At 72.9% G+C, this 16,263-nt stretch carries 11 protein-coding genes; 3 read left to right on the forward strand and 8 right to left on the reverse strand.

The window, feature by feature from the left end:
* The first annotated feature begins 62 nt into the window (after window positions 1-62).
* Entirely contained in the window at window positions 63-1,724 is a 1,662-nt protein-coding gene (locus tag EAO73_RS17000) for a beta-N-acetylhexosaminidase (RefSeq protein ID WP_147972407.1), read from the forward strand.
* Between the two features lie 55 nt (window positions 1,725-1,779).
* Here the strand turns inward: EAO73_RS17000 and EAO73_RS17005 are convergent, their stop codons facing one another.
* The 5 genes from EAO73_RS17005 to EAO73_RS17025 all read right to left on the reverse strand — a co-directional run bounded on the left by EAO73_RS17005 (window position 1,780) and on the right by EAO73_RS17025 (window position 8,777).
* Window positions 1,780-2,763, reverse strand: a complete 984-nt coding sequence (locus EAO73_RS17005) for an ABC transporter substrate-binding protein (protein ID WP_147973487.1) — start codon at window positions 2,761-2,763, stop codon at window positions 1,780-1,782.
* Window positions 2,764-2,931: 168 nt separating this feature from the next.
* Window positions 2,932-4,098 (reverse strand): acyl-CoA dehydrogenase family protein, encoded by a 1,167-nt coding sequence (locus EAO73_RS17010; RefSeq protein WP_147972408.1) that lies wholly within the window; start codon window positions 4,096-4,098, stop codon window positions 2,932-2,934.
* Between the two features lie 23 nt (window positions 4,099-4,121).
* Complete coding sequence (locus tag EAO73_RS17015) at window positions 4,122-5,048, reverse strand: hydroxymethylglutaryl-CoA lyase (RefSeq protein WP_147973488.1); 927 nt, start codon at window positions 5,046-5,048, stop codon at window positions 4,122-4,124.
* 23 nt (window positions 5,049-5,071) lie between these two features.
* The gene (locus tag EAO73_RS17020) at window positions 5,072-7,156 is read right to left on the reverse strand and encodes a biotin carboxylase N-terminal domain-containing protein (RefSeq protein ID WP_191134183.1); all 2,085 of its coding nucleotides are present in this window, start codon (window positions 7,154-7,156) and stop codon (window positions 5,072-5,074) included.
* A gap of 13 nt (window positions 7,157-7,169) precedes the next feature.
* A complete protein-coding gene (locus tag EAO73_RS17025) occupies window positions 7,170-8,777 on the reverse strand; it encodes a carboxyl transferase domain-containing protein (RefSeq protein WP_147972410.1) in 1,608 nt (535 codons plus the stop codon).
* 119 nt (window positions 8,778-8,896) lie between these two features.
* Between EAO73_RS17025 and EAO73_RS17030 the strand changes: the two genes are divergently transcribed.
* A complete protein-coding gene (locus tag EAO73_RS17030; protein ID WP_147972411.1) occupies window positions 8,897-9,532 on the forward strand; it encodes a TetR/AcrR family transcriptional regulator in 636 nt (211 codons plus the stop codon).
* 22 nt (window positions 9,533-9,554) lie between these two features.
* On the opposite strand, the gene EAO73_RS17035 is transcribed toward EAO73_RS17030, so the two are convergent.
* Entirely contained in the window at window positions 9,555-12,503 is a 2,949-nt protein-coding gene (locus EAO73_RS17035; RefSeq protein WP_147972412.1) for an acyltransferase family protein, read from the reverse strand.
* A 15-nt stretch (window positions 12,504-12,518) separates the two neighbouring features.
* Complete coding sequence (locus EAO73_RS17040; RefSeq protein ID WP_191134113.1) at window positions 12,519-14,192, reverse strand: glycosyltransferase family 2 protein; 1,674 nt, start codon at window positions 14,190-14,192, stop codon at window positions 12,519-12,521.
* 245 nt (window positions 14,193-14,437) lie between these two features.
* Here EAO73_RS17040 and EAO73_RS17045 point away from each other — a divergent pair, with 245 nt between their 5' ends.
* The gene (locus tag EAO73_RS17045; protein WP_147972413.1) at window positions 14,438-15,217 is read left to right on the forward strand and encodes a phosphatase; all 780 of its coding nucleotides are present in this window, start codon (window positions 14,438-14,440) and stop codon (window positions 15,215-15,217) included.
* Between the two features lie 6 nt (window positions 15,218-15,223).
* Here EAO73_RS17045 and EAO73_RS17050 read toward each other — a convergent pair whose 3' ends face one another.
* Window positions 15,224-16,213 (reverse strand): cation diffusion facilitator family transporter, encoded by a 990-nt coding sequence (locus EAO73_RS17050; RefSeq protein ID WP_191134114.1) that lies wholly within the window; start codon window positions 16,211-16,213, stop codon window positions 15,224-15,226.
* Window positions 16,214-16,263 lie beyond the last annotated feature (50 nt).

Raw genomic sequence — 16,263 nt, forward strand, 5'->3', positions numbered from 1 at the left:
CATGGCGACGGAGAAAGGTCAGGAGACCCAGCAGAGTGACCCCGTAGAAAGGGACCCGGCTTGTGAGACTGCACACGGTCCGGCGCAGTGCTCTTCCCCGTGCTCTACCCCGACTCCTCGGCTCGCTGCTCCTCGTCGCGGCGGCCGCTGTCTCCAGCGCGTGTGCCGCCCCCGAGGCGTCCGCCGCAGGGGCCACCGCGGTGGCGTGGACACCCAGGCCGCTCGGCCAGGTGGTGCCCGCCCCCGCCTCGGTCAGACCCGGCGGCGACCCCTACGTCCTCACCCCGGCCACCAGGATCCGGGCGACCGGCTACTCCGGCGAGGCCCGGAAGATCGGCGAGTACCTGGCGGGCGTACTCCGCCCCTCCACCGGGTACGCCCTGCCGGTCACCGGCAGCGACGGCGCCGACGGCATCCGGCTCCGGCTCGACCCCCGCGCCGGCACGCTGGGCGCGGAGGGCTACACGCTCACCTCGGGGCGCGGCTCCGTCACCATCACCGCCGAACGGCCCGCAGGCCTCTTCCACGGCGTCCAGACGCTGCGTCAGCTGCTGCCGGCCCAGATCGAGCGCGACAGCCGCCGGCAGGGCCCGTGGCGGGTCGCCGGCGGCACCATCACCGACACCCCGCGCTACGCCTACCGGGGCGCGATGCTCGACGTCTCGCGCCACTTCTTCTCGGTCGACGAGGTGAAGCGGTACATCGACCAGGTCGCGCAGTACAAGATCAATACCTTCCACATCCACCTCTCCGACGACCAGGGCTGGCGCATCGCCGTCGACTCCTGGCCGAAGCTGGCGACGTACGGCGGCTCCACCGAGGTCGGCGGCGGGCCCGGCGGGTACTACACCAAGGCCCAGTACCAGGAGATCGTGCGGTACGCGGGCTCCCGCTATCTGGAGGTGGTCCCGGAGATCGACATGCCGGGCCACACCAACGCCGCCCTCGCCTCGTACGCCGAGCTGAACTGCGACGGGGTCGCGCCGCCGCTCTACACCGGCACCAAGGTCGGTTTCAGCTCCCTGTGCGCCGGCAAGGACGTGACGTACGACTTCATCGACGACGTCGTGCGCGAGGTGGCCGCGCTCACGCCCGGCCGCTACTTCCACATCGGCGGCGACGAGGCGCACTCCACCAGCCACGAGGACTACGTGGCGATCATGACCCGGGCCCAGGCGGTCGTCGGTAAGTACGGCAAGACCGTGATGGGCTGGCACCAGCTCACCGGGGCCGACCCGGTCAGGGGCGCGGTCGCCCAGTACTGGGGCTACGACAAGACCAGCGCCGCCGACCGGCAGCAGGTGGTGGACGCGGCGAAGAACGGCACCCGGCTGGTGCTGTCGCCGGCGGACCGGGTGTACCTCGACATGAAGTACACCGACGAGACCGAACTGGGCCTGAAGTGGGCCGGACTCGTCGAGGTCCAGCGCAGTTACGACTGGGACCCGGGGACGTATCTCGCGGGCGCGCCGGAGAGCTCCGTGCTCGGCGTCGAGGCGCCGATCTGGTCCGAGACCCTGACCGACAGCGACGACATCGACGTGATGGCGTTCCCGAGGCTGCCCGGCGCCGCCGAGCTGGCCTGGTCGCCGGCGTCGACGCACGACTGGGAGACGTACAAGGTGCGGCTGGCGGGGCTCGGGGAGCGGTTCACCGCCCAGGGCATCGACTACTACCGCTCGCCGCAGGTCCCGTGGCCCGCCTCGGAGACGGGCGGGAGCTGACACGGCACCGCCCCGGCGGCCGGAATCCCGGCCGCCGGGGCGGTGAACAGCGGGGTCAGGCGACCTTCTTGGCGTTCTCGATGGCCTTCGCCAGGTCCTCCAGGATCGGCGCGCACTTGTCGTAGCTGTAGATCGGCTCGGTCGTACGCGGGACGACCTGGCCCGCCTTGACGGCCGGCAGCTGCGCCCAGGTCGGCTTGGAGGTCAGCGCCTCGGGCTGGAGCGCCGAGGAGCGGTTGTCCATCATGATGATGTCGGCGTCGTACTTGTCGACGTTCTCCCAGCTCAGGTTCTCGAAGAAGCCCGCCTTGTCGACCTTCGGCTCGACGAACTTCACGCCCAGCTCCTGGAAGTACAGGGTGTCGGCGGACATCTTGGCGAGCGAGACGTAGAACAGGTCCTGGCTGGCCGAGCCGATCATGACCTTGATCTCCGGCTTGGACTTCGCCGCGGCGCGCAGCCGGGCGGCGGCCTTCTCGAACCGGGTCTTCGCCGCGGTGACCTTCGCGGACTTCACATCGGCGCCGAGCGAGGCCGCGAGGTCCTCGTGGCGCTGGATGGCCTTCGGCATCGTGGTCTGGGCCGCCCACAGGGCGACGCTCGGGGCCAGCTTCAGGATCTTGTCCTTGGACTGGTCCGGCACGTACCAGAGGGCGTCCTTCTCCCACATCGCCGTGACCAGCAGCTCCGGGCCGAGCTCCGCGTACTTCTCGACGTTGAACTCGCCCCAGACGTTGCCCAGGATCTCGACCTTGCTGACGTCCAGGTCGCCGGCCTGCACATCGGCCTTGCCGTCCTTCGTCTTTGTCGGGCCGAAGACCGCCTTGACCTCGACGCCGTAGTCGTGGAGGGCGGCGGCGACACCGGTGAAGGCGACGATGTTCTTCGGGACGGACTTGGCCTCGGCTATCCGGCCCCGGTCGTCCTTGAACTTCCACGGCCCGGCGGCGGCGCTCTTGGAGCCGGAGCCGGCGGAGTCCTTCGAGTCGCTGCCGCCGCAGGCCGCCAGCACGGCGCCGAGACCAACGGCGCCGCCCATGGCCAGCAGGCCACGGCGGGTGGGACGGGACGCTCGGGTTGTGCTCATGACGGAATCCGCCTTCGTACGAGCCGGAGACCGGCAGGTGACACGTTCAAGGGAAGGCTAGCCTAACCTCATGCAATGTCGACCTGTCGACGGCCCCCGGCCCCTACGGGCGGGCCGGGCTCAGGCCTGCAGCCCCAGCTCGCGGGCGATCAGCATGCGCTGGACCTCGCTGGTGCCCTCGCCGATCTCCAGGATCTTGGAGTCGCGCCACATCCTGGCCACCGGGTACTCGTTCATGAAGCCGTAGCCGCCGTGGATCTGGGTCGCCTCGCGGGCGTTGTCCACGGCCACCGTCGAGGAGTACAGCTTGGCGATGGCCGCCTCCTTCTTGAAGGGCTCGTCCGCCAGCAGCCGGGAGGCCGCGTCACGCCAGCCGATGCGGGCCATGTGCGCCCGCATCTCCATGTCCGCGATCTTGAACTGGATGGCCTGGTTGGCGCCGATCGGCTTCCCGAAGGCGTGCCGCTCGGCGGCGTACTTCACCGACTCGTCCACACAGCCCTGCGCCAGGCCTGTCGAGAGCGCCGCGATGGCGATCCGGCCCTCGTCCAGGATGCGCAGGAACTGCGCGTAGCCCCGGCCCTCCTCGCCGAGCAGGTTCTCCAGCGGGACGCGCACGTCGGCGAATGACAGCTCACGGGTGTCCGAGGCGTTCCAGCCCACCTTGGAGTAGGGCGCGGCCACCGTGAAGCCCGGGGTGCCGGACGGGACGATGATCGAGGAGATCAGCGGGGCGCCGTTCTCCTTGCGGCCGGTCACCGCCGTGACCGTCACCAACTCCGTGATGTCCGTACCGGAGTTGGTGATGAAGCACTTGGAGCCGTTGATCACCCACTCACCCGTCGCCTCGTCGCGCACGGCGGTCGTCCGGGTGCCGCCCGCGTCCGAGCCGCCGTCCGGCTCGGTCAGGCCGAACGCGCCCAGCGCCTCGCCCGAGCAGAGCTTCGGCAGCCACCGCCGCTTCTGCTCCTCGGTGCCGAAGCGGTACACCGGCATCGCGCCCAGCGAGACCCCGGCCTCCAGCGTGATCGCCACCGAGGAGTCGACCCGGGCCAGCTCCTCCAGAGCGATGCCGAGCGCGAGGTAGTCGCCGCCCATCCCGCCGTACTCCTCGGGGAACGGCAGCCCGAACAGGCCCATCCGCCCCATCTCGCGCACGATCTCGTACGGGAACTCGTGCCGCTCGTAGAAGTCGCCGATCTTCGGGGCGACGACATCGTGCGCGAACTCCTCGACGGTACGGCGCAGTTCCTCGTGCTCGGCGGTCAGCCGGTGGTCCAGGGACATGGAAACGTTCTCCTTGTGGGCGTTCACTGCGCCGCGAGTGCGCGGACGGTGCGGGAAGGGCTGGGTCGGCCCAGGTGTCCGGCGAGCCACACGCTGGTGGCGGTCAGCTCGTCGAGGTCGACCCCGGTTTCGATGCCGAGGCCGTCGAGCATCCACACGAGATCCTCGGTGGCGAGGTTTCCGGTCGCGCTCTTCGCGTACGGGCAGCCGCCGAGGCCGCCCGCCGACGCGTCCACCGTGGACACGCCGTGCCGCAGCGCGGCCAGGGTGTTGGACAGAGCCTGCCCGTACGTGTCGTGGAAGTGCACCCCGATCACGTCGGTGGGTACCCCGGCCTCGTTCAGCCCGGTCAGCAGCGCGGTCACGTGGCCGGGGGTCGCGACGCCGATGGTGTCCCCGAGCGACAGCTCGTCGCAGCCGAGGTCCATCAGCGCCTTCGCGACCCGGACCACCTGCGGGACGGGCACGGCCCCCTCCCAGGGGTCGCCGAAGCACATCGACAGATAGCCGCGCACATGCACCGCCTCGGCCCTGGCGCGGGCCACCACCGGCGCGAACATGGCCAGCGACTCGTCGACCGTCCGGTTGAGGTTGCGCGCGGCGAAGGTCTCCGTGGCGGAGCCGAACACCGCGATCCGCCGGGCCCCGAGCGCCAGCGCCCGGTCGAGCCCGCGTTCGTTGGGCACGAGGACCGGCAGCGCCACGTCGCCCACGTCCGCGATGTCCCCGAGCATCGGGAACAGCTGCTCGGCGTCCGCGAGCTGGGGCACCCACTTGGGGTGCACGAAGCTCGTCGCCTCGATCGTGGTCAGCCCGGCGACGGCGAGGCGGCGGATGAACTCCGCCTTCACCTCGGTCGGGACGACCCCCTTCTCGTTCTGCAGGCCGTCGCGGGCGCCGACCTCGTGGATGCGGACCCGGGCAGGCAGGCCCTCGGCCGGGACGGTCATCGGCAGGGTGCGTCCGGCGGTCGTCACGCGTCCTCCCCGGCGGCGGGCACGACCACGGCCAGCACCTGGTCCATGGCGACCGTGGCCCCCGCGGTCACGTCGAGTGCGGTGACGGTGCCGGCGTGCGGCGCGGAGATGGCGTGCTCCATCTTCATCGCCTCCACCACCAGCAGACTCTGCCCGGCGGCGACCTCGTCCCCGACCGCGACCTTCACCACGGTCACCGTGCCGGGCATGGGCGCGGCCAGCGTGTCGGCGCCCGAGCGTCCGGCGCCGGTCAGTGACGCCTCGACCGGGTCGTGGTCCCGCACGTGCCAGCTGTCGCCGTCCCGGCCGAGCCAGTGCCCCTCCGGGGAGACGGCGTAGGCGAACACATGGGTGACCCCGGCGAGTTCGAGCGCGATCCGGCCGTCGCCGACCGCGAGGGTCCTGGCCTTTTCCGCCGTACCGGGCAGCGGTCCGAGCGGCCCGCAGGTGCCCGACTCCGGGGCCGGCGGGTGCGCGCCCTCGCCGACATGGCCGAACGTCAGCTCCGTGTCCCCGCCGCCGCACGGCCGCAGGCCCACCTGGACCGGGTCGTGGCCGGGGATGTGGAAGTCGTACACCGTCCGGGCCGGGGTGCCGCCGAGCCGCCAGCCGTTGCCCGCCGAGAACGGGTCGGCCCAGGCGCCCGGCGCGGGGCGGGCGGCGGCGGACGCGGTGTGCCGCCGCAGCAGCGCCGCCGCCGCGTACACCTCCTCCGGCACGCCGTCCGGGACCAGCGCGTCCACCTCGCGCTCCACCAGACCGGTGTCCAGCTCGCCCGCCACCACGGCCGGGTGGGCCAGCAGCCGGCGCAGGAAGCCCGCGTTGACCGGGACGCCGAGGACCACGGTGTCCGCGAGGGCGACCCGCAGCCGGCGCAGGGCGGTCGCCCGGTCGGGGCCGTACGCGATGACCTTGGACAGCATCGGGTCGTACAGGCTGCCGACCTCGCCGCCCTCGGAGAGCCCCGAGTCGGTGCGCACCCCGCCGCCCTGCGGCTCGTGCAGCGCGAGCACCGTGCCGCCCGAGGGCAGGAAGCCGCGCGCCGGGTCCTCGGCGCAGACCCGGGCCTCCACGGCGTGCCCGGTGAGGGTGATGGCGTCCTGCCCGTACGGCAGCGGCTCCCCGGCGGCGACCCGCAGCTGCCACTCCACCAGGTCAAGGCCGGTGATCAGCTCGGTCACCGGGTGCTCGACCTGGAGGCGGGTGTTCATCTCCATGAAGTAGTACGAGGACGGGTCGTTGCCCGGGACGATGAACTCCACCGTGCCCGCGCCGACGTACCCGCAGGAGCGGGCCGCCTGGACGGCCGCCTCGCCCATCGACGCCCGGGTGGCCTCGTCGAGCAGGACGGATGGGGCCTCCTCGATGATCTTCTGGTGGCGGCGCTGGAGCGAGCACTCGCGCTCGCCCAGGTGCACCACATTGCCGTGCGCGTCGGCGAGGACCTGGATCTCGATGTGGCGCGGCCGGTCGATCCACCGCTCCACCAGCAGGGTGTCGTCCCCGAAGGAGGCGCGGGCCTCGCGCCGGGCCGCCGCGATCTCGTCCGCGAGCAGCGCCGCGTCCCGGACGAGCCGCATGCCCTTGCCGCCGCCGCCCGCCGAGGGCTTCAGCAGCACCGGCATGCCGATCCCGGCCGCCGCGTCCGCCAGTTCGGCGTCGCTCAGCCCGCTGCCCGAGGAGCCGGGCACCACGGGGACGCCCGCCGCCGAGACCGTCTCCTTGGCCCGGATCTTGTCGCCCATCAGCGAGATGGCGCCGGCGGGCGGCCCGATGAAGACGAGCCCGGCCTCGGCGCACGCCCGCGCGAAGGCCGCGTTCTCCGCGAGGAAGCCGTAGCCGGGGTGGACGGCCTGCGCGCCGGTGCGGCGGGCGGCCTCCAGGAGGCGGTCGGCGCTCAGATAGCTCTCGGAGGCCGGCGCGGGGCCGATCCGTACGGCCGTGTCGGCCTCCCGTACGTGCCGCGCGTCGGCGTCCGCGTCGCTGAAGACGGCGACCGAGCGCACGCCCAGCTCGCGCAGGGTCCGGATGACCCGGACCGCGATCTCGCCGCGGTTGGCGACGAGGACCGTGTCGAACATCGTCATCTCTTCCTCACATCCGGAAGACGCCGAAGCCGGCGTCGCCCAAGGGCGCGTTGGCGCACGCGGTCAGGGCGAGCCCCAGCACCTGCCGGGTCTCCAGCGGGTCGATCACCCCGTCGTCCCAGAGCCGGGCGGTGGCGTAGTACGCGTTGCCCTGGGTCTCGTACTGCTCGCGGATCGGGGCCTTGAAGGACTCCTCGTCCTCGGCGCTCCAGTCGTCGCCCAGCTGGTCGCGCTTGACCGTGGCGAGGACAGAGGCGGCCTGCTCGCCGCCCATGACGGAGATCTTCGCGTTGGGCCACATCCACAGGAAGCGGGGGCTGTAGGCCCGGCCGCACATGGAGTAGTTGCCCGCCCCGTAGGAGCCGCCGACGACCACGGTCAGCTTCGGCACCCGGGTGCAGGCGACGGCGGTGACCATCTTCGCGCCGTGCTTGGCGATGCCGCCGGCCTCGTAGTCCCGGCCGACCATGAAGCCCGAGATGTTCTGCAGGAAGACCAGCGGGATGCCGCGCTGGTCGCACAGCTCGATGAAGTGCGCGCCCTTCTGGGCGGACTCGGAGAACAGGATGCCGTTGTTGGCGACGATCCCGACCGGGTGGCCGTGGATGTGCGCGAACCCGGTGATCAGCGTCGTGCCGTACTCCGCCTTGAACTCGGCGAACCGCGAGCCGTCGGCCACCCGGGCGATCACCTCGCGCACGTCGTACGGGGTGCGCGAGTCGACCGGGACCGCCCCGTAGAGCCCGGCCGGGTCCACCTTCGGTTCCTCGGCCGGCCGCACGGACCATGGCAGCGCGCCCCGGTCCGGCAGCGTCGCCACGATGTTCCGCACGATCCGCAGCGCGTGCGCGTCGTCCTCCGCGAGGTGGTCGGTGACGCCCGACGTACGGGAGTGCACCTCGCCGCCGCCCAGTTCCTCGGCCGTGACGACCTCACCGGTGGCGGCCTTCACCAGCGGCGGGCCGCCCAGGAAGATCGTGCCCTGGTTCCGGACGATGACGGCCTCGTCGCTCATCGCCGGGACGTACGCCCCGCCCGCCGTGCACGAGCCCAGCACCGCCGCGATCTGCGGGATGCCGGCGCCGGACATCCGGGCCTGGTTGTAGAAGATCCGCCCGAAGTGCTCGCGGTCGGGGAAGACCTCGTCCTGCATCGGCAGGAAGGCGCCGCCCGAGTCCACCAGGTAGAGGCAGGGGAGACGATTCTCCAGCGCCACCTCCTGGGCCCGCAGATGCTTCTTCACGGTCATCGGGTAGTACGTGCCGCCCTTGACCGTCGCGTCGTTGGCGACGATCACGCACTCCCGGCCGCTGACCCGGCCGATCCCGGCGATCACCCCGGCAGCCGGCGCGGCGCCCCCGTACAGCCCCTCGGCCGCCAGCGGAGCCAGCTCCAGGAAGGGTGAGCCCGGGTCGAGCAGGGTGTCCACCCGCTCCCGGGGCAGCAGCTTGCCGCGCGCCACATGCCGGGCGCGGGCCTTCTCACCCCCGCCGAGCCTGGCCGTGGCGAGCCGCTTGCGCAGCTCGTCGGCGAGCGCGTGATGCGCCGCTTCGTTGGCCTGCCAGGCCTCCGAGGCGGGATCGGCCGCGCTCGCCAGCACCGGTGCCTGCTGCATCCTGTCGAGCCCCCTTGCCCGTTGTGCAGTGTTCCTGAGCGTCCACGCCACCTTGTTAATGAGCGTTAACGTGGCTACAGGTTAACGAGCGCTAACCCGCCTGTCTAGAATGGCTGCTCATGAGCACCCATGCCGCCGCCCGCGTCGCGGCCCCCACCCGCCGCGAGCAGATCCTCCGGGAGGCCGCCCGCCTCTTCGCCGAGCGCGGCTTCCACGGTGTCGGCGTCGACGAGATAGGCGCCGCCGTCGGCATCAGCGGCCCCGGTCTCTACCGGCACTTCCCCGGCAAGGACGCGATGCTCGCCGAGCTCCTCGTCGGCATCAGCGAACGGCTGCTGGCCGGCGGGGAGCTCCGGGTGTCCGAGGACGCCGCCTCCGGCGACGGATCGCCCGAGGCCCTGCTGGACGCGCTCATCGAGGGCCACATCGACTTCGCCCTCGACGACCGCCCCCTGATCACCCTGCACGACCGCGAGCTGGACCGCCTGCGGGACACCGACCGCAAGCGGGTGCGCCGGCTCCAGCGGCAGTACGTCGAGGTGTGGGTCGCCGTCGTCCGCGACCTCTACCCGGACCTGCCCGAGCACGAGGCCCGCGCCGCCGTCCACGCCGTCTTCGGCCTGCTGAACTCCACCCCGCACCTCGGCCGCCCCGGGGCCCAGCCGGGCCGTACGGAGACGGCGGCCCTGCTGCACCGGCTGGCCCGGGGCGCCTTCGCGGCGGCGGGGGAGCGGGACTTCACGGACACCCTCTAGGGCCTTTCGTTTGGATCAGGCCCTAGGAGGCACCCTCCCGGGTGGACACGGTGACCCGGTCGACCCGCATGGGGTGCCCCGGTTCCGTCGCGGGGCCCGGCGTACCGCCGTCGGCGGACGGGAGCGCGCCGCCCATGGCCACGTCCAGGATCAGGAACTGTCCGCGCAGCAGCGCCTCCTCCCAGGCCTTGCGGCCCGTCGCGGACGCCTTCACCCGGTGGTACACCCGGCCGTCCAGGGACCAGCGGACCTCCTCGGCGCCCGGCGCGGTGTCGACCTCCACGGCGTACGTACGGAACGCGCCGCGGCAGCCCGCGCACTTCTGCCGGGGCGAGGTGAGCCCCATGGGCTCCTTGCAGGGGCCGCCGTCGAGCGTCCCGCAGTGCAGCGTGCCGAAGACCGACTCGCGCCCGTTGACGGACTCCATGACGTCGATCTCGCCGGTGGCCGGCCAGCCGGTGTAGCCGTCGCGCAGCCCGGCGCCCATCGTCCAGAACGCGGGCCAGTAACCACCTGCCGCCGCGCCCGACACATCCGGCAGGGCGATCGACGCCTCGATGCGCAGGACGCCCCCGGGCGGCGGCGCGAAGTCGGCGCGCCGGGACTCGATACGGCCCGAGTACCACCGCCCGTCACGGCGCGTCGGCGCGATCTCCAGCGCCCCCCTGCCGTCCAGCCGGACGTTGTCCGTGGAGTCCGTCATGGTCTCGATCTCACCGGTGCCCCACTGCGCGGCCGGGCAGCCGGGGTAGCAGGTGCCCTTGTCGTACAGCCACCGGGATGCGGCCGGGCGGCTGCCCGCCGGGCCGTCGAACGTCTCGTCCAGCAGGGTGGTCCGGCCGTCGCGGGACGGCTCGCCGTTCCCGATGCCCGCCGCCTCGGTGAGGAGCCGTTCGAGGCGGGGGGCCAGCACCACGGCGGCCACATCGGTCAGATGGGTGTCGTCGCGGTAGAGCAGCACCCGGTCCAGGACCGCCGGGCACGTCGGTCCCGCGGCCGGGCACAGCACCGGGTTCACCGAGACGGACCGCACCCCGGGCAGCCCGCCGGCCGCCGCCTTCCGGGCCAGCGGGTCGGGCCACCGGGCCTTCTTCCGGTCGAAGGCGCAGGCCTCCGGGTCCGCGAGGTGACCGGAGACGCAGGCGGGCACGTCGCGCCCCGGGGCCGGGGTGTCCTCGATGTACACGATCGGCACCCCGAGCGCCCGCAGCGGCTTCAGCGTCCGCTCCCAGCCCCTGAGCAGCGTGTGCTCGTCGTCCGTGTAGCGGTTCAGCGAGGAGACGACGACCAGCCGGGGCTTCGGGCCCTCCGCCAGCCGGGCCAGGCTGTCCGCCCGCCAGGTGTCGCACTCGTGGTACACGCGCCCGAGCTGCGGGTTCACCACCGACAGCTCCGGCAGCGGGCAGCCCTGCTTCACCAGCTCCTGGAGCGCCCAGCCGCGTTCGGCCGCCAGACTGAGCAGCGGTGAGAACCACTGCCCCGCGTGCGAGTCGCCGAGCAGGACGACCCGGTCGGGGCTGTCCACCGCCCCGAACAGGCAGGGCGGGCTGCTCGTCACCGGCGGGGCCACCTCGCACGCCCCGTCCGGCGGGAAGCTCTGCCGGGCCTGGACCGGGTTCGGCACGAGGGGACCGTCACCGGGCTGCGCCCCGGTCCGGGTCAGCAGGGCGGGGCCGGTGACCGCGCCCGGCGGCAGGCCCTTCAGGTCCACCGGGGTGGCCGGGCCCAGCAGCTTCAGCGTGGTGGTGCCGACCACCAGGGCCAGGACGACCGGGATGACGACGGAGGCGACGCCCAGCGCGAGGCCCCGCCGGGGCAGCTCGGAGACCGTACGGCTGTGGCGCAGCGGCCGTTCGACCCAGTGCCGGGTCGCCAGGGCCGGCAGCACCGAGGCCGCCGTGAGGGCGACCCGGGCCGGCCAGCCCAGGGTGCCGAAGCGGGCCTCGGCCAGGACGAGCACCGGCCAGTGCCACAGGTAGAGCGTGTACGACAGCCGGCCCACCGCCCGGGGGCCGCGCAGGCCGAGCAGCCGCCCGACCGCGAGGCGCGCGGGCGCCTCCGGGCCCCGGCCGGGCGCGCCGGCCAGCAGGACGGCCGCCGTGGCCAGGGTCGGCACGAGCGCCGCGTATCCGGGGTACGGCGTCGAGGCGTCGTACCGCAGCACGCACCACACGAGCGCGCCCGCGCCCGCCCACCCGCACAGCAGCCGCAGCACGCGCGGGCCGGGCAGCAGATGCCAGGGCAGCAGCGCCAGCAGCGCGCCGGCGCCGAACTGCCAGACCCGGGACGGCGTTCCGAGGTACGCCAGCGAGACGGAGTCGTCCGTCCGGCGCAGCGCCAGTGCGAAGGAGACCAGGGTCAGCACGGCGGTGACGGCGACGGCCACCGGCCGCAGGGCCCGGCCCCGGCGCACCGCGCGGGCGGTGAGGAGGGCGAGCAGGGCGAGCAGCGGGCCCCAGCACAGGTAGAACTGTTCCTCCACCGCCAGCGACCAGAAGTGCAGCAGCGGGCTCTCGTCCTGACCGGCCGCCAGGTAGTCGGTGCGCTGGTGCACGAACCGCCAGTTGGCCACGGACAGGGCCGCCGCGACGACGTCGTTCTCCAGGTCCGTGCGGCGCAGCGGCACGGTGAGCCAGGCCCCGGCCGCCGCGACCGCGACCAGCACCACCGCCGCCGAGGGCAGCAGCCGGCGGGCCCGGCGCGCGAAGAACTCGCCCAGCCGGATCCGGCCGGTGGTGACGGCCTCCCGGACCAGGAGCCCGGTGATCAGGTAGCCGGATATGACGAGGAAGACGTCCACGCCGACGAAGCCGCCGGCCAGTCCGGGCACGGAGGCGTGGAAGGCGAGGACGGCCAGCACGGCGAACGCGCGCAGCCCCTCGATGTCGGGGCGGAAGCGGGTCCGGTGGGCGGGCCGGGGAGCGGGAGCAGGGGTGGGATGTGCGGGCCGCGGGGCGGCGGGAGCGGACATCGCGGTRAGGGCCTTTCAGCTCAGCCAGGGCAGCATGGGGTTGACCCAGCCGGACGCGAGCAGCGCGGTGAGCACGAGCGTGGCGGTGACGGCCAGCGCCTCGGGCCAGCGCCGGGGCAGGACGGCGGCGCGGGAGCCGCGCGGGGCGCGGGCGGGCCGGGGCGCGGCGGCCGGGCGCAGCTCGGTGAGCAGGTCCCGGATCAGCGGGACGTTGATCTGGAGCTGGACCAGCAGATAGAGGCCGAGGCCCCAGTTGGGCTCCCAGCCGTTGCGGGCGACGGCCAGGGCGAGTCCGGCGGCCGCCGCCGAGGTGGAGCAGACCAGCCAGCCGAGCGAGACGAGGATGACCCGGCGGGCCAGGGCGCCGGACTTCCCGCCGCCGGCCCCGGTCGGTACCCAGGCGGCGCTGCGCCCGCGCAGGGTGTGCCAGACGGCGGCCCCGGCGGCAACGCTCATCAGGACGTTGGCCCGGATCACCTCGATCCGCCAGCGGGTCCGGCTGATCCGGGGCAGCAGCACGTGCCACAGCCACAGCGGCGCGAGGAGCGGCAGGACGTGCCAGGGCCGGATGTGGTCCGGGTACCAGATCATCATCACGAGCGGCGGCAGCGGGGCGGCGAAGGTGTTCACCACGGTCGTCAGGTAGCCGACGATCCCCTCGTGGAAGCAGAGCCGCATCCGGATGGGCGCGCCCATCCGCTTGAGGACCGGTGTGCCCAGCAGGTGCAGGTTGCCCATCGCCCAGCGGTACTGCTGGTTGAGGTAGGAGGCGAGGTTGTCCGGTGAGGTGCCCTTGGCGACCAGCACCGGTACGTACAGAGTCCGGAACCCCTCGGCGTGCAGGGCGAGTCCGGTGAACAGGTCCTCGCTGTGGTCGAGCCGGGCGAAGCCGCCGGCCCGGTCGATGGCGCTGCGCCGGTAGACCGCGTTGCTGCCGCAGCAGATCGCCGCGTCGCTGGCGTCCCGGGACGGCTGGATCCACCGGAAGAACCACTCCTGGGCCGATCCGGCGGCGCGCTGGATCCACCCCATGGTCTCGTCGGTGTCGAAGCACTGCGGGCTCTGCACGATGCCGACGCCGGGGTCGGCCAGATACGGCACGAGGTGGCGCAGGAAGTCGGGCCTGGGCGCGAAGTCGGCGTCCAGGATGGCGATGTGCTCGGCGCTGCTCAGGGTGAGCGCGTGGTTGAGGTTGCCCGCCTTCTTCAGATGGCCCCGGTCGGGCCGGACGACGTAGCGGAAGCCGTATGCGCCGGCCAGCGCGGCCACCTCGGGGCTGTCGGCGTCGTCCAGCACCCAGACGGTGAGCGCGTCCGGCCAGTCCAGGGCGGCGACCGCGCGGTAGGCGTTCTCCAGGACGGCGAGTGGTTCCCCGCAGGTCGGCAGATAGAGGTCGACCGTGGGCAGTCCGGGCGGGTTCCAGGCATGGACGAGGACTTCGTGCGAACGCCGGGTCAGCCGGCGGGCGCGCAGGCTGTTGACCGACGAGAGCGCGAGCGCGACGACGTTCAGGGAGAGCACCGCGAGAAACACCCAGAGGGCCGGGGTGCGCAGGGCGAAGGTGAGCATGGTCGCCGCCGTGAGCACGAAGGCGAGCGAGGAGCTGATCAGGACCCAGCGGCGCTGCGGCCCGAAGTACCAGTAGAGCTCGCGGTCGGACGGAGGTTGCGGCAAGTGATGCACGGTCATAAAGCCCCCCACGGCTGTGCATGTCCCGGTATTGGGTGACCCAGACTAGCGCCAAAGGTATAGACCACTTGGCGTCCGCCGGTGAACCGGACAGGGGTTGGCGCAAAGTCAGTGGTCTATACCCATTTCACGCCGGTGGGCCGGGCGGAGCGGAAAGTTCCAGGTCACAGCCGGGTGAACGATCACTCAACATCCGGCCTCCGGACGGCCGGGACGCGGCGCACCCGTCACGGCACAATGACCCCATGCCGATACCCAGCCGCGCCGCCCTCGTCGAACACCTCGTCCGTACGCGCATCGCGGGGGACGTCGCCACCCCGCGCGACAACAACCTCGCCCACTACCGGAGCCTGGCCAACGGCGACCGGTACTACTGGCTGGGCCTGGAGCTGGGCGACCGGTGGCGCGACGAGCAGGACGTGCTGGCCGTGATGGCCGAGCGCTGCGGGGTCAGCGACGACCCGGAGCACCGGTTCGGGCAGGACACCATCGACCCCGAGCTGACCGTAGACGCTCTGGACCGGGCTGCCGCCCGGCTGCGGAAGGCCGCCGAGGGCTCGGAGCGGGTCCTCTTCGCCACCGGCCATCCCGGCGGCCTGCTCGACGTGCACCGGCAGACGGCGCAGGCGCTGCGGGCGGCCGGCTGCGAGATCGTACGGATCCCGGGCGGGCTGATGGCCGACGAGGGCATGGTCTTCCAGTTCGCGGACGTCGCCGTCCAGGAGCGCGGCGCGACGCTCTGGCACACCCACTCGCCGGCCCCGATGGCCGCGATCCTCGACGGCCTGGAGCGGGAGGGGCGCCCGCTGCCCGACCTGGTCGTCGCCGACCACGGCTGGGCCGGCTGCGCGGCGCAGCGCGGCCTGGACGCCATCGGCTACGCGGACTGCAACGACCCGGCGCTGTTCCTCGGGGAGTCCGAGGGCACCCTCCAGGTCGCCGTCCCGCTCGACGACCACGTCCTGGACCCGCGCTTCTACGACCCGATGACGGACTACCTGCTGGACGCGGCGGGGCTGCTCTGAGAGACCTCAGGCGCCCTCTTCCCCGTCCTCCCCGGCCGCGCGGGCGGCGGCGGCCCGGCGGCGCGCCTCCCGGCCCGATGTGGGGTCCAGGTACACCCGCTTGATGGACGCGTACCGCTCCCGCAGCCGTCGCTCGGCCTGCTCGCAGGCCGTCTCGACCTGCTCGGCGCTGACCGTGTCCAGGAAGTCGACCTTCGCGGCGACCAGGATCTCGTCCGGCCCCTGGATGAGGGTCGTCAGCTCCAGTACGGAGATGAGGTGGTCCACCGCGAGCAGCTCCTCCCGGATGCCCTCGCGCATCGGCGCCGACACCGGCCGGCCGATCAGCAGCTGGACGTTGGACCGGCCGAGCACCCAGGCCACGTACACCAGCAGCACACCGATCAGCAGTGAGGCGATGCCGTCCCACACCCCGGAGCCCGTCAGCTGGCCGCCGAGCAGCCCGCCCGCCGCGAGCAGCAGGCCCAGCAGGGCCGCCGAGTCCTCCATCACCACGGCCTTGACCGCCGTGTCCGGGGTGCGCCGGAAGTAGTGCCGGGCGGGGGCGCCGAGGCGCACGGCCTCCTCGCGGACCTGCTTCAGCCCGGTCCGCAGCGAGAAGCCCTCCAGCAGGAACGCCACCACCAGCACCAGGTACGAGAGCAGCGGGCTGCCCAGGTCCTCGCCCGCGAGCAGGGTGTGCACCCCGTCGTAGATCGAGAAGACCGCGCCGCCGACGAAGGTCGCGACGGAGGCGAGCAGCGCCCAGATGTACCGCTCGGGGCCGTACCCCAGAGGGTGGTCCTCGTCGGCCGGCTTCTCGCTGCGTTTGAGCGCGGTGAGCAGCAGCACCTCGGTGACGGTGTCGGCGACGGAGTGGGCCGCCTCGGAGAGCATCGCGCTCGATCCGCTGATCAGCCCGGCGACCGCCTTCGCCACGGCGATGCCGAGATTGGCGAGCGCCGCGACGACGACGGTGAACGTGGACCCCCCGCCACTGCTTTTCGCGTCAGTCATGCCGGTGAGTATGTCCGCGACCGGCGCGCTCATGTCCGACGCGCGGCCGG

It is taken from the genome of Streptomyces sp. col6, assembly GCF_008042035.1.
Taxonomy (GTDB): domain Bacteria; phylum Actinomycetota; class Actinomycetes; order Streptomycetales; family Streptomycetaceae; genus Streptomyces.

Excerpts from the sequence above, each read along its gene's own strand:
- EAO73_RS17015 (WP_147973488.1), bottom strand. The coding sequence starts at position 5,048 with ATGACCGTCCCGGCCGAGGGCCTGCCTGCCCGGGTCCGCATCCACGAG.
- EAO73_RS17050 (WP_191134114.1), bottom strand. The coding sequence starts at position 16,213 with ATGACTGACGCGAAAAGCAGTGGCGGGGGGTCCACGTTCACCGTCGTC.
- EAO73_RS17045 (WP_147972413.1), top strand. The coding sequence starts at position 14,438 with ATGCCGATACCCAGCCGCGCCGCCCTCGTCGAACACCTCGTCCGTACG.
- EAO73_RS17030 (WP_147972411.1), top strand. The coding sequence starts at position 8,897 with ATGAGCACCCATGCCGCCGCCCGCGTCGCGGCCCCCACCCGCCGCGAG.
- EAO73_RS17020 (WP_191134183.1), bottom strand. The coding sequence starts at position 7,156 with ATGTTCGACACGGTCCTCGTCGCCAACCGCGGCGAGATCGCGGTCCGG.
- EAO73_RS17035 (WP_147972412.1), bottom strand. The coding sequence starts at position 12,503 with ATGTCCGCTCCCGCCGCCCCGCGGCCCGCACATCCCACCCCTGCTCCC.
- EAO73_RS17010 (WP_147972408.1), bottom strand. The coding sequence starts at position 4,098 with ATGTCCCTGGACCACCGGCTGACCGCCGAGCACGAGGAACTGCGCCGT.
- EAO73_RS17005 (WP_147973487.1), bottom strand. The coding sequence starts at position 2,763 with ATGGGCGGCGCCGTTGGTCTCGGCGCCGTGCTGGCGGCCTGCGGCGGC.
- EAO73_RS17025 (WP_147972410.1), bottom strand. The coding sequence starts at position 8,777 with ATGCAGCAGGCACCGGTGCTGGCGAGCGCGGCCGATCCCGCCTCGGAG.
- EAO73_RS17040 (WP_191134113.1), bottom strand. The coding sequence starts at position 14,192 with ATGACCGTGCATCACTTGCCGCAACCTCCGTCCGACCGCGAGCTCTAC.